Origin of the sequence: Cohnella hashimotonis (genome assembly GCF_030014955.1) — a bacterium.
Classification (GTDB): Bacteria; Bacillota; Bacilli; order Paenibacillales; family Paenibacillaceae; genus Cohnella; species Cohnella hashimotonis.
Genome location: NZ_JAGRPV010000001.1, coordinates 4,881,607 through 4,897,507 on the forward strand (window position 1 = coordinate 4,881,607; position 15,901 = coordinate 4,897,507).

A 15,901-nucleotide genomic window follows, 5' to 3' on the forward strand; every position below is an offset into this window, starting at 1 on the left:
GTTCCACGAGGAGGAAGTCTTATACATTTTCCTGCGCGCCCAAATGCGTTACAATCGAGGAAACCTGTCCGCCTACATAAAAAGGAGAGAAATCCGCATGTCTTCTTACCGGCTCATCGCGATCGACCTGGACGATACGCTGCTGAACGACAAACTCGAAGTTACCGAAGCGACGAAGGCCGCGCTTGCCCAAGCGATATCGCAAGGCGTGCACGTAACGCTGGCTACGGGCCGCATGTTTGCCTCGGCGAAGCAGACGGCCGCCCAAGTCGGCCTGAACGTGCCGCTCATTACCTACCAAGGCTCGCTGGTGCGCAATCTGCTCGACGAGCGCACGTTGTACGAGCGTTCCGTCGACCTCGAAGCCGTCCGCAAGCTGTACGCCTTCACACGCGCGCGCAAGCTGCATTTGCAAACTTATATCGACGACAAGCTGTATTCCTTCGACGATGGAGACAGGCTGGCCGCCTACGCCAAGCAATCGAACATCCCCTATATCGTCGAGCCCGATCTGGACGCGCTGCCTGCCGGACATCACACGAAGCTCATTATTATCGACGAGCCGGCGCTGCTGGACGAGATCGCGCCTGAGCTGCACGCACTGCTCGGCCCGGACGTTCATATTACGAAGTCCAAGCCGCATTACTTGGAATTCACGCACAGCGAAGGCACCAAAGGACATGCGCTTCAATTTCTCGCCGAGCATTATGGCTTGACGATGGATCAAACGATCGCGATCGGCGACTCCTGGAACGACCGCGAGATGATCGAGGCTGCCGGTCTCGGCGTCGCGATGGCAAACGCAGTGCCCGCGCTGCGGGACATCGCCGACTACATCACGGCAAGCAACAACGAGGACGGCGTAAAGCAAGTCGTAGACAAATTTATTTTGAACGCGTAATTTCCGCCTGTTCCAGCGCGTCATCCACGAATAACCGTTTCGGCCGTCAAAAAGGCTTCCGCAAGCTCGTTTTCAGAGCAGGCCGGAAGCCTTTTACGTTTTGCGCCGATCGGCGTCCTTTTCTTTTTTCTGTTTCTCCCGCAGAAGCCGGTACATCTCAAGCTGTTCCCGCAAATGTCTCGCCTCTTCCTCCGTCAGCGTCTGCTCGATGCCCTCGATGACGAATCGGTTCGGTTCAGCGGAAGGCTGTTCCTTGTCGATGCCCGTCAGCAGCCAGTCGAGCGATACCTCGTAGATGCTTGCAAGCTCCCGCAATATTTCATTATCCGGCTGTGACCGGTTATTCTCGTATTTGGAGATCGTGGTGAAGTCAACGCCCAGCGCGCCCGCGACTTCGTTTTGCGTCATATGCTTTTCTTGCCTGGCCAGCTTCAAGCGTTTGCCGAATGTCAACGGTTACACCCCGCACTTTTTGCTCCAGTATAAGAGATTTCAATTCCGCTTCGACCCTACTTGCATATAAATCAAGTTTTTACTTGTATTTTTTACAATATTTATTTAATATAAAATCAATACATGAAGTTACTTCAATGGAGGGAACGTTCATTTTTATCCACGATCAGCCTTATCCTATGTATTATTGGATCGTCAGCCTTTCCGTCATACTCATCCTCGTCGGATTCCTCGTGCGCAGCGAACGCCGCAAGCGCCAGTCGGAAAGGGACGACGAGACCCCTTAAAAAAGAAAACCGTTCGAGCGTCGAGCCCGAACGGTTTGTGGACGACTTCGCGATACGAGTTCTCCATAAAACAAAGTAGGACCGTCAGGGGAGATCGTCCTGACGGTCCTTTAAGTTTGGCGGATACCTGGAACTGAAATCGTAAAGAACGCCAGTCGATGGCTCATCGGCAGCCGTTCCCATGGACCCGCGTTCCGGCGCGTGCGTTCTCGTCGTTTACGTTCTCGCCGCGTGCTGTCGCTTGCGTTCCGTCGCCTGCGTTTCGTCGCTTGCGTTCCGTCGCCTGCATTCCGTCGCTTGCGTTCCGTCACCTGCGTTCCGTCGCCTGCATTCCGTCACCTGCGCTCCATCGCTTGCGTTCCCGTCACTTGCATTCCGTCACTGTATTCCGTCACCTGCGCTCCGTCGCTTGCGTTCCCGTCACTTGCATTCCGTCACTGTATTCCATCACCTGCGTTCCGTCGCTTGCGTTCCGTTGACTGCATCGTCCCTTACAGCAATGCCTGCAAATATACATCTTTTTCCGCCGATGTCGACCCTTTTAACTACGAAAGATGCAATTATGCAGTTATTTTACGTCATCAGCCGGATTTCCGGCTTGCGCATTGGATTTACCTGCATATTTGCAGGTATTTCGCCAGATACCGTTGGTCGGCAGACAATACATGTATAGATGCAGGTTTTTGAGGCTCGCAAGCCACCGTAATGCTCCAGCATACCGAAGGTGCGGATACTTGACTGCGAGTGCCGCCCAATTTATACTTTCTGATCTTCCAAAAAAAGACGAAGGCGCCGAAACGCCTTCGTCCTTTGTCGTGCTGTTCTTTTTCGTGCTGTTCTTTTTCGTGCTGTTCTTTTTCGTGCTGTTCTTTTTCGTGCTGTTCTTTTTCGTGCTGTTCTTATTCGTGCTGTTCTTTTTCGTGCGATCACTTGCCGGCCAGCACTTGGTACCATACGCCACGCTTCGCGTACAGCTCGCTGCGAACCTGGCTCCATCCGCCGAGATAGCCGATATCGAACAAGCCGGAGGGCGTGACGTACCTGTCCGCATAGCTGCTTGCCACCTCTTCGTTCACCGGCCTGAAGCCATGCTCGGCGAACACCTTTTGCGCCTCCGCCCCGCTCATATAAGCGACCAACGCCTCGGCGGCTTCGCGAACGCCGTGCGCGTCCGCGTTGACATCGACGACGCCCGCCGGGTTCTCGATCTGGATCGTATCCTCCGGCGTCACGATATCGTAATGCACGCCCTGCGCCACGCGGGCAAGCAGCTCGTTCTCGTAGGTGACGATGACGTCGCCGACTCCGTATTCGAAGGCGGCCATCGATGCGCGGCCGCTTTTGTCCATCGATTCGACATTCCGGTAGACGGCCTTCAAAAAGGCTTTGGCCGCGTCCGGATCCTTCTTCCCCGACTCGCGCTCAGCCTGCTTGAGTCCCGCGCCGTAAATCGCGTTTATGTCCCATTGCGCGCCGCCCGACACCTTCGGATTGGGGAAAAGCACCTTGACGCCTGGTTTGGCGAGATCCGCGAATCCGGCAATGCCAAGCGGATTGCCTTCCCGCGTACCCAAAACGACGATCGAACGCGTGATCATGCCGCCCGTATCCGTCTTTTTCCAATCCTCGCTCATGAGGCCGGCCTTGACGATCTTGTCCATATCGCCCTCGAGCGAGAGCACGGCGACATCGGCCTTAAAGCCGCCTACGATCGATCTGGCCTGGGTGCCCGAAGCCTCGTAGGACTCTTGGAACTTAAGCTTCTGCCCCGTCTTGGCCTCCCATTCCCGGCCGAAGGCGGGCAGAATCTCCTGCAGCGCGTCCTTCGCGACCGAGTAGGCGCCGACGACGATCGTCGCGGTTCCCGCATCCTGCGCGGCAGCGCCTTCGCCTTCGGCCGGAGAGCCGTTCGACGACGAGCCGCCGCAGCCGGCCAGCGAAACGCCGAGCGCCGCGGCCAGCAGCCATCCGCTCAGCCGGCGGCCCGCGCCGCGCCGATTCATTATCCTGTTGCTGTTCAACAACGCCAACCTCCCGGCGGTGCCTCCGCAGGCTCCCGCAAATGCAACTATACGCGCGCAGACGAGCGGCAGTCCTCATGGACTGCCGGCGCCTGAATCAGATGTACACGAACATCGGGTCTGCCTTGAGCTTGTTTTCCATCACCCAACTGTCGTTGTCGTTGAATAAATACGCACGGTGCACGAGCACCTGCACCTCGTCGCCCGGATGAAGCACGTCCTTCTCCAGCGACCGGTAGGTGACCAACTTAATCCCGCCCACTTCCACCTCGACAAGCCATTCGCTGCCGCGGAAATGGATATGGCTGACGCGGCCGGACTCCGTCGCGGAGAGCAGCTGCGTAAACTCTTCCTTACGTCCGATCTCGATATACTCCGGCCGGATCAGGCCTTTGGTGCCCGCAGATGCGGTCGCGTCGGCGAAGCCGCGAAGCTCCCCGATGTTGTCGACGATCCGGGACTCCCCGATGAAGCCGGCGACAAACGGCGTCTTCGGGTCCTTGTAAATTTCCCAAGGAGAGCCCTTCTGCTCCAGATTGCCTTTGTTGATGATCATGATCTCGTCCGCGACTTCGATCGCCTCGTCCTGGTCGTGCGTAACGAAAATCGAGGTGATGCCCAGGCGATCGATCATCTCGCGCAGCCAGGAACGCAGCTCGTGCCGGATCTTGGCGTCGATCGCCGCGAACGGCTCGTCGAGCAGCAGCAGCTGCGGTTCTGGCGCGAGCGCGCGCGCGAACGCCACGCGCTGGCGCTGACCGCCGGATAGCTGGTGCGGATAGCGGGACTCGAAGCCCTTGAGACCCGTCAGCTCGGTCAGGTTGGCGACGCGCTCCTTGATCTTGGCCTTGTTCCATTTTTTGACCTCGAGGCCGAAGGCGATATTCTCGCTCACCGTCATATGCTTGAAAAGCGCGTAGTTCTGGAAAACGAAGCCGATGCCGCGCTCCTGCGGCGGCAGGTCGTTGACCCGCTGGCCGTGGAACACGATGTCGCCCGAATCGGGCGTCTCAAGCCCGGCGAGCATGCGCAGGATCGACGTCTTGCCGCCGCCGCTCGGGCCGAGCAGGCCGATGAGCTGGCCTTTTTCGACGCTGAAGTGGACGTCCTTGACCGCTTGAAAGCTGCCGAACGATTTATTTAATCCCCGTACTTCGACATGCATGCTCAATGCACTTCCTTTCGGGATTTAGACCATTCCATCACGAGCAATAAAAGGACCGAGGCGGCCGCGAGCACCAATGCGACCGAGTTGGCCGCGGTCAAATCGAAATTCTCGACGTCCTGATAAACGAGCGTCGTCGCCGTCTGCGTCTTGTTGATAATGTTGCCCGAGACGACCAGCACGGCGCCGAATTCGCCAAGGCAGCGCGCTACCGTCAAGATCACGCCGTACACGACGCTCCAGCGGATAAGCGGCCATGTGACGCGCCAGAACGTCGTCCAGGCGTAAGCCCCCATCATATGGGCGGCCTCCTCCTGCTGGCTGCCGACCTCCTGCAGCACCGGCATCACTTCGCGGATCACGATTGGAAACGTGACGAACAGCGTTGCGAGGATCATGCCCGGGAGCGCGTACACGATGTCGACGCCCGCGCGGCCGAGCATGGCGCCGACGGCGCTGTCGGGACCGAGCAGCAGGACGATCATGAGTCCGCCGATCACGGGCGATACGGCGAAGGGCAGGTCCACGATGGCGTTCATGACGGCTTTAAGCCGCTGGCCGAGCCAGTTCGCGCGGACGAGATAGAGGGAGAGCATGACGCCGAAAACCGTATTGACGAACGTCACGCTCACGGCGATGATGCCCGTCATCAGCAGCGCATGCTGCGCCTCCGGGCGCGAAATGCCCGCCGAGAAACCGCTCCAGCCGTCGTCGAACGCGCCTTGCACGATCCGCAGCAGCGGAACGATCAGAAGAATCGCGAAGATAAGCGTCGTCAATCCGATCCAGAATCTTCTGATGGTCAACTCCCCCGCCTCCTTCGAACGAAATTAACCGTCCATAAAATGAGGAGGGACAAGGTGAGCAGCAGAACCGAGACCGCTGCGGCGCCGGCTGGATTGTCGCTCTCGATCTCGCCGAAGATATAGACGGAGGCGACCAGCGTGCGTCCGGGGATATTGCCCGCCACCAGCACGACCGCGCCGAATTCGGCGAGCGCCCGGGAGAAAGCGAGCATGGCGCCGCTCACGATGCCGGGCATCATGCAGGGCAGGATGACCCGAAAGAACGTGCGCGACTTCGAAGCGCCCATCGTGTACGCCGCTTCCTCCTCCGTAGCGTCCAGTTCCTCCAGCATCGGCTGAACCGCGCGGATGACGAACGGAAACGTAACGAAGATCATGGCCACGACGATCGCCGGCTCATGGAACAGAATCGTCGTGCCGAGCGCCTCCGCTCCGCTGCCGATCCAGCTCCGAGGTCCGAGCAGCAGCAAAATCATCAACCCGATGACGGCGGTCGGCAGCGCGAACGGCAGATCGACCAGGCTGTTGAGCAGGCTCCGTCCCGGGAATCGGTAACGGACGAGCACCCAAGCCGCCAAGGTGCCGACCGCCGCGTTGATAATCGTAGAGATCACCGCAAGCTTGACCGTGAGGATCACGGACTTCCAGGCCAGCGCCTCCGTAATGTTGTCGGCAAACGCCTGAAGGCCGCCTGACAGCGATTGCACGTAAATGCCTGCGATCGGACAAACGATAAGAATGATAAAATAAAGCATGACGGTGCTGCGGAATCCCCAGCTCCACCATCGGCTCTGCAGCATGTTAGTCACGTATGCGAACCTCCAGGATGGGCTTTGTTGCCACTCCATAATTCCTATTAAATTAGTTGGTATTGCTACTTTAGCAGATCGGCCCTTGATTCGTCAACGACATTTCTGTATTTTGTCAGATAGAAGGGGCGCCCCTCGGATGGACGCTCATTTAGGAGGTTGAAATAACGATGCTGCACAAAGAAAAGCTCCGCACGTCTTCCCGGGACGAGATCGTCGATATTACCAGGCAGACCGCAGCGCTCGTCGCGCGATCCGGCGTTCAAGAAGGTCTGGCCGTCGTCTACTGCCCGCATACGACCGCAGGCATCGCGATCAACGAAAACGCGGATCCCGACGTCAAGCGAGACGTATTAATGCGGCTGGATGAGGTATACCCCTGGACGCATCCGAAATACCGTCACGCGGAGGGCAATACGGCCTCCCATCTCAAGGCGATCACGACGGGAAATTCGCAGACGGTCATCGTCAGCGGCGGCAAGCTGCTGCTGGGCCGCTGGCAGGGCGTATACTTCTGCGAATTCGACGGGCCGCGGGACCGCGAATATTTCGTCAAAATCGTCGAAGGCTGACGATGCCTGGCCCGGCGGCACGCACCGCGTCGGGCCAGACGTCCATGTCCGGTCTGCGGACTTACATGACTTAAGAGAGCTGCTCCGTAAAATAACGCGCCTCTCCCCTGGTCACGAGCCCCTGGCCTTGCGTCAGGTCGGTCATCCAGGCTTCGAATCGATCGGCTTCCCCTTCCTCCGGCAGGCACAGTACCCGCACCCGATCGGTGAACGCAACGTCTCCGACCTTCACGCCTCTGCCGCGCAGCTCGTTCTCCAGTTTGCCGTACCAGGTGTAATCGACGTCCACCGCGATCTCCCGATGCAGCACCCGAACGATCGGCCCGGCCGCATCGGTCCCGGCCACGGCGCTGTCGGTGTAAGCGCGGACGAGACCGCCCGCTCCCAGCATAATCCCGCCAAAATAGCGCGTGACCACGACGACCGTATTTTTCAGCCCGCGGTTTTTGAGCACCTCCAAGATCGGCCGCCCCGCGGTCCCGCTCGGCTCCCCGTCGTCTAGCGCCTTCTGCCACTGGTCGCGCTCCCCGATCGTATAGGCGGAGCAATTGTGCGTAGCGTTCCAATGGCGTTTTTTGATTTCCTCAATAAAAGCGACCGCTTCCTCCTCGGTCTCCGCAGGCTTCGCGTGGCCGATGAAGCGAGACTTTTTAATGACGATTTCCCGTTCGCCGTATCCGGCTACGGTGGCGTATCGCGACAGCATGCTCCGACTTCCTTTCCCATGAGCTAAGCTCCGATGCTTGTCACCCAGTTTAACATGGGGCATGGATAAGAAAAAACCGCCCCCGGACGAAGGTCCGAAGGCGGTTGGCGCGGCACCCGTATCAGATGCGCGGTTCAGGCGTTACAGGCGGGCTTCCAGCTCTTTTTTCTTCTCCTCGAAGCCGGGCTTGCCCAGCAGCGCGAACATGTTGACCTTGTAGGCTTCGACGCCCGGCTGGTCGAACGGATTGACGCCCAGCAGGTAGCCGCTGACGCCGCAGGCGATCTCGAAGAAGTAAACGAGCTGGCCGAAGCTGTGCGGGGTCAGATCCGGCAGCTGAACGACCAAGTTCGGCACGTTGCCGTCCGTATGCGCGAGAATCGTGCCCTCGAACGCCTTTTTGTTCACGAAGTCCAGCGTCTTGCCCGTCAGGAAGTTAAGGCCGTCCAGATTGTCCGCGTCGCTCTGGATCTCGATCTGCTCCGACACTTCACCGACCTGAAGCACCGTCTCAAAAATGATGCGGTTGCCCTCTTGAATGAATTGCCCCATCGAGTGCAGGTCCGTGGAAAAGTCGACGGAAGCCGGATAAATGCCCTTATAATCCTTGCCTTCGCTCTCGCCGTAAAGCTGCTTCCACCATTCGGAGACGAAGTGCAGGCTCGGCTCGTAGTTGACGAGAATCTCGACCGCCTTGCCCTTGCGGTAGAGCGCGTTGCGGATGGCGGCGTATTGGTACGCCGGGTTCTCCGCGAGATTCGGATTGTTCAGCGCCGTGGCCGCGTCCTGCGCGCCCTTCATGATCGCTTCGATGTCGATTCCCGCAGCCGCGATCGGCAGCAAGCCGACCGCCGTCAGCACCGAATAGCGTCCGCCGACGTCGTCCGGGATAACGAACGATTCGTAGCCTTCGGCGTTTGCCAGCGTCTTCAGCGCGCCGCGCGCTTTGTCCGTCGTCGCGTAGATGCGTTTCTTGGCCGCTTCCTTGCCGTATTTGCGCTCGAGCGCATCGCGGAAAATGCGGAAGGCGATCGCCGGCTCGGTCGTCGTACCGGACTTGGAGATGACGTTGATCGACCAGTCCTTGCCTTCGAGCGCCTGCAGCAGATGCGTCACGTAAGTCGAGCTGATGTTGTTGCCGGCGAAAAAGATCTGCGGCGTCTTGCGCTGATCCTTGGAGAGCGTGTTGTAAAAAGAATGCGACAGCATCTCGATCGCGGCGCGGGCGCCGAGATAAGAGCCGCCGATGCCGATGACGACGAGCGCCTCGGAGTCGGATTGGATCTGCTTGGCGGCGGCCTGGATGCGGGCAAACTCTTCCTTGTCGTAGTCGAAGGGGAGGTTGATCCAGCCCAGGTAGTCCGAGCCCGTGCCCGTACCGTTATGGAGCTGCTCGTGCGCCAGCTTCACCGCAGGAGCCAGATAGTCGATCTCGTGCTGCCCGATAAACTGCAGCGCTTTGGAATAGTCGAGCGCAATGCTCTTGGCCATCATTTGTTTCCCCTCTCAGGTTCAGTGTTCGCGTCCGGAAGGCACGTAGTTTTAGAATAACCAAAATTCGCCTTCGGTACAAGCAACCGAACCTGTGGCCGTTCAGAGGCGAAGCGCGTCCATTCGCGGCTGCCAGCCTTGCAGGCTAATCGAACGAACGATGCGCCGGCCAGGAGCCCTGCAGCTTGCGCAGCTGGATGATCTGGCCCAGGTGATAAGCGTCGTGCCGGACGATGCTGTTCGCGTAGGACCAGGCTTTTGTCTCCGGAATCGGCTGCTCCAGCGCCTCGTCGTCGCGGCTTGCCAGCAGCTCCCGAACCGCCGTATGCGCTTCTTCTAGACGCCTGACCGCCTCCTCCCAGGAAGGAGCGCCTAACGCCGAGGCCTCGAAGGTGTCATCGTTCGTGAAGCGCTCTTCGGCAGCCGGCTGCGGCTCTCCGCGCAGCGCGCGAAGCAGCCTGAGCTTGTAAAAGAGCAAATGATGCACGGTCTGCCGGATCGAGTTGACGGCGGCGCCTTCCGGCTTCCAATCGGCTTGCTCTTCGGTCACGCCGCCGAGCGCGTCCTTGATCGGCGGATACCAGTCCTCTTTGTCGTAGCCATGGTCGTAGCTGTCGAGCAGCAGCTCGCGTTTGCTCATCCTCATTCTCCTTTGCCCCTGGGCCGCCCAATGGTAACCAAACCCATAATATATTACTGCTTACCATCTACCCCAAGAGCGGGATCATGTAAACGAAGCGGGGTTCGTCGCCAGCAAAAACACGGCGGATGCGGCGGCGCCGAGCTCGAGCTCGATCGCGTCGTCCCCGAGCCTGACGTCCGGGGCTTCCTTGCCGTACAGAGACAACGCTCGGGACACCTCCGCGCGGGTCAAAGACAGGCGGTCCCACCGAACCGTCCGCTTGGCTGCATGTTCACCGTCATAGTTAAAGCAGGCAAGCCAAAGCCCTTCATCGGTCCGCAACGCGAATGCGTCCGCAGCGCCCCCGCCGGCGGCGCCGTCCACGGGCAGGAACGTCAAGCCCTTGCGCGCCAGCGCGACCGCCTCGCCGCTCGCGAGCCATTCCCTCGCTCTGGCTGCGGCTTCGGGCACGCGATAGTCGTCTCCGAGCAGCAGCGATGTGCCCGCGATAAGCGACGCATGCAGCCGGCTGCGTCCCTCGTCCTCCGAAGTCGCGCGCTGGTTGTGGCTCTTATAGAGCACCGTGTGGTCGGGGTCGTTAAACCGGTACAGCGTATCGTTGACCCACCAGGCCGACGTCAGTGCGTTGAGCATATATTCCGTATCGCCGATGAGGCCGAACGCGTCGCAGGAGATGCGACGGCTGTGCGCGTAGCCGTGCGGGAACAACGGCGCGATCGACAGGTTGATGAAAAACGGTCGGCCGATGCGCGCCGGATCGAGCGCGTCCCGAACGACGGACATACCGTAATTGTAAGCCTGGATGCCGGTCTCGATCTCGGGCAGCGCATGCTTGCCCTCCATCGCGCCATGCGTCAGGAAGTCCAGCTTCACGTAGCTGAAGCCGGCGGACACAAACCTGGCCAACTGCCGGCGGATCGATTCGACGACGATCGGATGGGTCGGATCCATCGCATAAGCGCCGTCGAGCGTCGGCAGGAGCGCGCCTGCTTCATCCTTCAGCAGCAGCTCTCTGTAAACGACGCCCTCGAAGCCCTCGACGGGCTTCTCCGGATCGCGTCCCCAATAGGCGAAAGGCGTCGCATAAATGCCGGGCTGCTGCCCGTTTGCGCGTACGCGCGCCACGCATGCCTCCAATTCCGCTTCGGTCAGATGGTTCCAGAAGGCGTCGAAGTTAACGAACACGGCATCGTCCTCGCGCAGCGCGCCGCCGCCTTGGAGCGTCTCGCCGATAAAATCCGAGACGCGCATATATACGTCGGCGTCCAGCTTGTCCATGACCGCCGACCAGCTGTTCCATCCGAACGGCACGCCGCCCTCCCACGGCAGCGCGGGAGCAATCTCCGCATTCGCCCGGCCGTAAGCCTCAAGGCCCTCCCGATAATCGTCGTACTTGCCGACGAAGACGAGCGGCGAGCGGATCTCCCGTCCCGACACGGCGCCGTGCCTGAGTGTGTCGCGGGTGTGCAGGCCTGCCGCGCCGCCGTAAATCCGAAGCCTGGCAAGCTCTCCGTCGAAGGTTCCCGCGGCTTGGATGCCGGTTTTCCATGTATCGTGGGAGACGGATCCGAAGACGAAGCCTTGGCGGCTGGCCGGATGATAGACCGACGTGACCTCATAGCTCTCCACGTCGCAAGGAATCGGATGCGCCGCGTACCGGACCCATTTGTCGTTGTCGAACGGCACGAACAGCACGCGCAGCTCCTTGTCGACGGCGCGCGCTTCGGCCTCCTCGCCGAACGACAGCACGGAGCCGTCGTTGCGCAGCGCGCACAGCGGGCTGATCTCGCGCGTCGACCAGGCTGTCTCGCGCGAAGCGGACAGCTCAGTCAGCGCATAAGGTCGTCCCTCCGTCAGAACGAAGCGCTGCCGCAGCACGGGACTATCGGCATCCGCGACGCGATGCTCGATCGTCCAGGCCAGCGTGCCTCCGCCTGCCGCGGCTCCGTCCGCCAAGACAGAGTCCGGCAGCAGCGCATGGCTCGAGCCGTGCGTCGTCCGCCACATTCGTTCGTCGACCAGCGTCTCGCCGTGCGTATCCAGGACGGCCGAACCGTCCGTCCAGCGATAAGCGGTGGTACCGCTCCGCAGGTCGTTTTCAATCCGCATAATCCCGTTGTCGACGACAAACCGCGCGCCGTCGTTTTCGATAATCCAGCTTTTCATCCTTTAACCTCCGTCTTGACGCGGAAAAGGAGCGGCATCGCTGCTGCCCCTTTTCCCGTTCCGTCTTATTTCCAAAGCGACAGGCGCTCCTGGTAATTGTCGTTGATGACCTTCTCGACCTTCTCGCTGCCGGCGGACTTCATGTCCGCAAGCATCTTGTCGTACGTGGCGTTGGCGTCGGCTTCGCTCTTGGCGATGATGACCTTGGTGACGGACTGCGTCATCAGATCCTGCACCTTCTGCATCGTGAGCGCTTCCGGCGTGCCGCCCTGCGGACCCAGATTCTCGTATGCGTCGTTGTCGTAGACGGAGTCCGCCAGGTTTTTGATCGCCATCTTGTCGATCTCGTTGCGGTCGTAGCGGCCGGCCAGGTCGTACGGCGTGCCGTCCGTGCCTTTGCCGTTCTTGATGAACCACGTCCACTTGCGAATGCCGGTCTGCTTCACGAAGCCGCTCCAGTCGTCCTTGAAGCCCTGCAGCGTCTCGGGACGCGGCACGTGCTTGCCGTCCTTCATGTCCCAGTCCTTGCCCTCGATCCCCCACATCAACAGGTACTGGCCTTCCTCGCTGGCCAGGAAATTGATGAATTTCATCGTGCGCTCCGGATCCTTGTTCGCCTTCGTGATGCCGATCGCGTCCCAGCCGAGCGAGCTTTTCGGACTGTAGGTCGTCTTCGACGGATCGACTCCGTTCGCCACGACCTTATAGGCATAGAACTCCTTCTCGACGCCGCCGGCCTTCTTCAGCGCCCCATTGGCGTCTCCCAGATCCCAGTACGCGCCTGTCGAAGCGAGCACGGCGCCGGACGAGAGCTTTTGCAGCCAGGATTCCTTCTTGTTAATGGCCCAGTCCACGTCGATCAGGCCGTCGCGGTAAAGCTTGTTCATATAAAGCAGCATCTCGCGATATTTGGGATCCGTTACGTCGAATTGAAGCTTCCCGTCCTGCTCGTAGTACGATTTCAGACCGAACATGCCCTTGAACGTACCGAGCGTGGCGCCCATATTCGAGCCGTCCATCGTCAGCGGCACCGACGGCTTGCCGTTTACGTTCGGATATTTCGCCTTGAAGCTCCGCAGCAGCGCTTCGAATTCATCGGCCGTGAACGGCTTGCCGCCCTCCGCCTTGTCCGGCGCCAGCTCCTTCAGCAGGTCCATCCGGATGTTGAAGCCGCCGTTCGGCTCGTCCTTTTCGAATCCGTACCAGTTGGACAAATAATAATTTTTGCCGTCCTTGTAACGCGTTTTGTTCAGCATGTCGCCGTACATGCTCTTGACGTCCGGGCCGTACTTCTCGATCAGGTCGTCCAGCGGAATCAGCGCGCCGGCCGCGATATATTTGTTCACGATGTCGCCGCCGCGGTCCATCAGCACGATATCGGGCAGGTCGCTGCTTGCCAGCATCAGGTTCAGCTTCTCCGCCGGGTTGCCCGTCGGCTGCTGGATCTCGATCGTAACGCCGGTCCGCTTGGTGATTTCCTGCGCTACAGCATTGTTGAAGGCATCGCCCGTGTTTTTGTCAAAGAAGGTGAGCGTGATCGGCTTCTCGTCCGTTCCGGCCGACGCGCTCTGGGAGGCGCCTGCCGACGCCGGCGCGCTCCCGCTTGCGGCAGGACTCGCAGACGAAACACCGTTGTTATTGTTATTGGTATTGTTATTGCCGCAGGCGCCCAGCATGGACGCGAGCAGCGTGAAGCCTGCAGCGTATACGACCGATTTTTTCAGGCTGGTCATGGTAGTTCCCCCCGAATGATAGTTGGATGATCAAGCATAACACCGTTTGAATCGAATGGCACACCGGCCTTCTCCTCGAAACGCCTCACCTCCTCTCATGGCTCGAATGCCATTCAGCTTTTAACCGCGCCGAGTGTCATGCCTTTGACGAAATAACGCTGGAGGAACGGATAGACCAGAACGATCGGCAGCGTGGCGACCATCGTCGCGGCCATGCGGATCGTCTCGGAGGAGACCGACATCCGCTTCGCGGAATCCGCGAGCTGTCCGGACGCAGAGGTGAATTCCTGGGTCTGGTATTGGTTCAAAATCTTGACCAGCACCGCCTGCAGCGTCTTCAGTTCGGATTTATAGGTGAACACGTAGGAGTCGAACCAGGCATTCCACTGGTTGATGGCGGAAAACAGTCCGATCGTCACGAGCACCGGGACGCAGATCGGCAGCACGACGCGGACGTAGATCTGGAAATCGTTCGCGCCGTCGATCTTGGCCGACTCCTCCACCTCGGCGGGCAGCTCCTGCATGAACGAACGGACGATGATGACGAAGAAGACGTTCATCAGGTTCGGGAAGATATAGACGGCAAACGTGTCGATCAAGTGCACGCTTTTCAGAATCATATAGTAGGGAATGAGGCCGCCGCCGAAGTACATCGTGAAGATGAAGAACAGCGAGATCAGCTTGTTGCCGACGAGATCCTTTTTGCTCAGCGCGAAGGCCAGCAGACTGATGACGAGCACGGTCAGCGGCGCTCCGATCGCCGTGCGAAGGAGCGTCACCTTGATGCCTCCCAGAATCTCCTGATCCTTCAGAATCTCCTGATAGCTCTGCAGGCTGAACGATCTGGGCCACAAGTAGAGCCCGCCTCTGACCGCGTCGTCCGCGCTATTCAGCGACAGTACGAGAATGTTCCAGAACGGGTAGAACGTCACGAGGAAGACTAGGATGAGAAACGCGTATACGAAAGCCATGAACAAACGGTCTTCCGATCTTTTGACGAGCGACACGGCGCGCGCCTCCTTTCCGGTGCGGATCAATAGAGCGACTGCTGGTTCACCTTGCGCGACCAGGCGTTGACGGCGACGACGAGGATAAACGCGATGACCGATTTGAAAAGCCCGACCGCCGCGCCGTAGGAGAACATCCCATTTTGCAGGCCGTACCGGTACGTGTAAGTATCGATGACGTCCGAATATTCGAGCACGGTCGTGTTCTGCAGCAGGTACTGCTGATCGAAGCCCGCGTTCAGCACGTTGCCGACGGCCAGAATCGACAGAATGACGATGGTCGGCTTGAGCGACGGGAGCGTGACGTTCCACATCTGACGCCAGCGGCTCGCGCCGTCGACGCGCGCCGCCTCGTACAGCTCGGGATTGATGCCGGCGATCGCCGCCAGATAGATGATGGCGTTGAAGCCCATGTCCTTCCACGTGTTGGAGAGGGCGATGATGCCCCAGAAGGCGTGGCCGTTTTGCAGGAACTGGATGGGCTTGTCGACGAGATGTAGCGCCATCAGAAGCTCGTTGATCGCGCCCTGGGAAGACAGCAGCGTCACGATGATATTGGCCGCGATGACCCAGGAGATGAAGTGCGGCAGGTAGCTGACCGTCTGCACGAATCGCTTGAACAGGCCGCCGCCCACCTCGTTAATGAGAAGCGCGAGCACGATCGGCGCCGGAAACCCGATGAGCAGCGACAGCAGGCTTTGGGCGAGCGTGTTGCGCATGATCTTGTAAAAATCGCCGTTTTCGAAAAAGTAGCGGAACCACTGCGCGCCGACGAACTCGCTGTGAAAAAACGATCCGAAAAACGAGCCGCCGCCCGGCGAATAGTTGGTGAAGGCCATATACAGCCCGAACATCGGTCCGTAAGCGAACACGAGCGTGCACAGGAAGGCCGGCAAAATCATCAGGTACAAAATCTTTTGCTGCTTCATTTTTTTCCATTTGCCCGTCTTGCGGCTTGTTGCGATCGCCGGCGATGGCGGCTTTTTCAAACTGGCTTCCATAGGTCCCTCCCTCTGGCGATACGGCACGACCTTAGTTCGATGATGCAGTCATTCATGCATGCGCTCCGTTGATAGGTTCATTATAGATTCGGGCGGGAAGCGGTTTCTATAACTCGTTCCTCGGAAACGCAACGGTAAAT

The 15,901-nt window shown here is 59.3% G+C and carries 14 protein-coding genes; 2 read left to right on the plus strand and 12 right to left on the minus strand.

The genetic code is table 11. From position 1 onward, the window contains the following. Positions 1–97: 97 nt before the first annotated feature. On the plus strand, positions 98–901 hold the full coding sequence (locus KB449_RS19720; RefSeq protein ID WP_282909995.1) for a Cof-type HAD-IIB family hydrolase: 804 nt from the start codon (positions 98–100) through the stop codon (positions 899–901). Positions 902–994: 93 nt separating this feature from the next. On the opposite strand, the gene KB449_RS19725 is transcribed toward KB449_RS19720, so the two are convergent. From KB449_RS19725 to cysT, 5 genes are all read right to left on the minus strand, one after another. Further along, on the minus strand, positions 995–1,354 hold the full coding sequence (locus KB449_RS19725) for a helix-turn-helix domain-containing protein (protein WP_282909996.1): 360 nt from the start codon (positions 1,352–1,354) through the stop codon (positions 995–997). 1,213 nt (positions 1,355–2,567) lie between these two features. After that, a complete protein-coding gene (locus KB449_RS19730; protein ID WP_282912868.1) occupies positions 2,568–3,644 on the minus strand; it encodes a sulfate ABC transporter substrate-binding protein in 1,077 nt (358 codons plus the stop codon). 115 nt (positions 3,645–3,759) lie between these two features. After that, positions 3,760–4,827, minus strand: a complete 1,068-nt coding sequence (locus tag KB449_RS19735; protein WP_282909997.1) for a sulfate/molybdate ABC transporter ATP-binding protein — start codon at positions 4,825–4,827, stop codon at positions 3,760–3,762. 2 nt (positions 4,828–4,829) lie between these two features. Further along, on the minus strand, positions 4,830–5,627 hold the full coding sequence (locus KB449_RS19740; protein WP_282912869.1) for a sulfate ABC transporter permease subunit: 798 nt from the start codon (positions 5,625–5,627) through the stop codon (positions 4,830–4,832). Between the two features lie 2 nt (positions 5,628–5,629). Continuing rightward, positions 5,630–6,433, minus strand: a complete 804-nt coding sequence (cysT, locus tag KB449_RS19745; protein ID WP_286672472.1) for a sulfate ABC transporter permease subunit CysT — start codon at positions 6,431–6,433, stop codon at positions 5,630–5,632. 179 nt (positions 6,434–6,612) lie between these two features. Between cysT and KB449_RS19750 the strand changes: the two genes are divergently transcribed. Continuing rightward, positions 6,613–7,014 (plus strand): secondary thiamine-phosphate synthase enzyme YjbQ, encoded by a 402-nt coding sequence (locus KB449_RS19750; protein WP_282909999.1) that lies wholly within the window; start codon positions 6,613–6,615, stop codon positions 7,012–7,014. A 70-nt stretch (positions 7,015–7,084) separates the two neighbouring features. Here KB449_RS19750 and KB449_RS19755 read toward each other — a convergent pair whose 3' ends face one another. The 7 genes from KB449_RS19755 to KB449_RS19785 all read right to left on the minus strand — a co-directional run bounded on the left by KB449_RS19755 (position 7,085) and on the right by KB449_RS19785 (position 15,761). Next, positions 7,085–7,720, minus strand: a complete 636-nt coding sequence (locus KB449_RS19755) for a YigZ family protein (RefSeq protein ID WP_282910000.1) — start codon at positions 7,718–7,720, stop codon at positions 7,085–7,087. A gap of 141 nt (positions 7,721–7,861) precedes the next feature. Then, the gene (locus KB449_RS19760; protein WP_282910001.1) at positions 7,862–9,211 is read right to left on the minus strand and encodes a glucose-6-phosphate isomerase; all 1,350 of its coding nucleotides are present in this window, start codon (positions 9,209–9,211) and stop codon (positions 7,862–7,864) included. 145 nt (positions 9,212–9,356) lie between these two features. Then, positions 9,357–9,851, minus strand: a complete 495-nt coding sequence (locus KB449_RS19765) for a DinB family protein (RefSeq protein ID WP_282910002.1) — start codon at positions 9,849–9,851, stop codon at positions 9,357–9,359. An 84-nt stretch (positions 9,852–9,935) separates the two neighbouring features. Next, positions 9,936–12,020 carry an alpha-amylase family protein gene (locus KB449_RS19770; protein WP_282910003.1) on the minus strand — a complete coding sequence of 695 codons (2,085 nt, stop codon included), beginning with the start codon at positions 12,018–12,020 and terminating at the stop codon, positions 9,936–9,938. Positions 12,021–12,085: 65 nt separating this feature from the next. Next, positions 12,086–13,753 (minus strand): ABC transporter substrate-binding protein, encoded by a 1,668-nt coding sequence (locus KB449_RS19775; RefSeq protein ID WP_282910004.1) that lies wholly within the window; start codon positions 13,751–13,753, stop codon positions 12,086–12,088. Positions 13,754–13,866: 113 nt separating this feature from the next. Next, positions 13,867–14,724, minus strand: a complete 858-nt coding sequence (locus KB449_RS19780) for a carbohydrate ABC transporter permease (protein WP_282912870.1) — start codon at positions 14,722–14,724, stop codon at positions 13,867–13,869. Between the two features lie 62 nt (positions 14,725–14,786). Next, the gene (locus tag KB449_RS19785) at positions 14,787–15,761 is read right to left on the minus strand and encodes an ABC transporter permease (RefSeq protein ID WP_282910005.1); all 975 of its coding nucleotides are present in this window, start codon (positions 15,759–15,761) and stop codon (positions 14,787–14,789) included. Between the last annotated feature and the right edge of the window lie 140 nt (positions 15,762–15,901).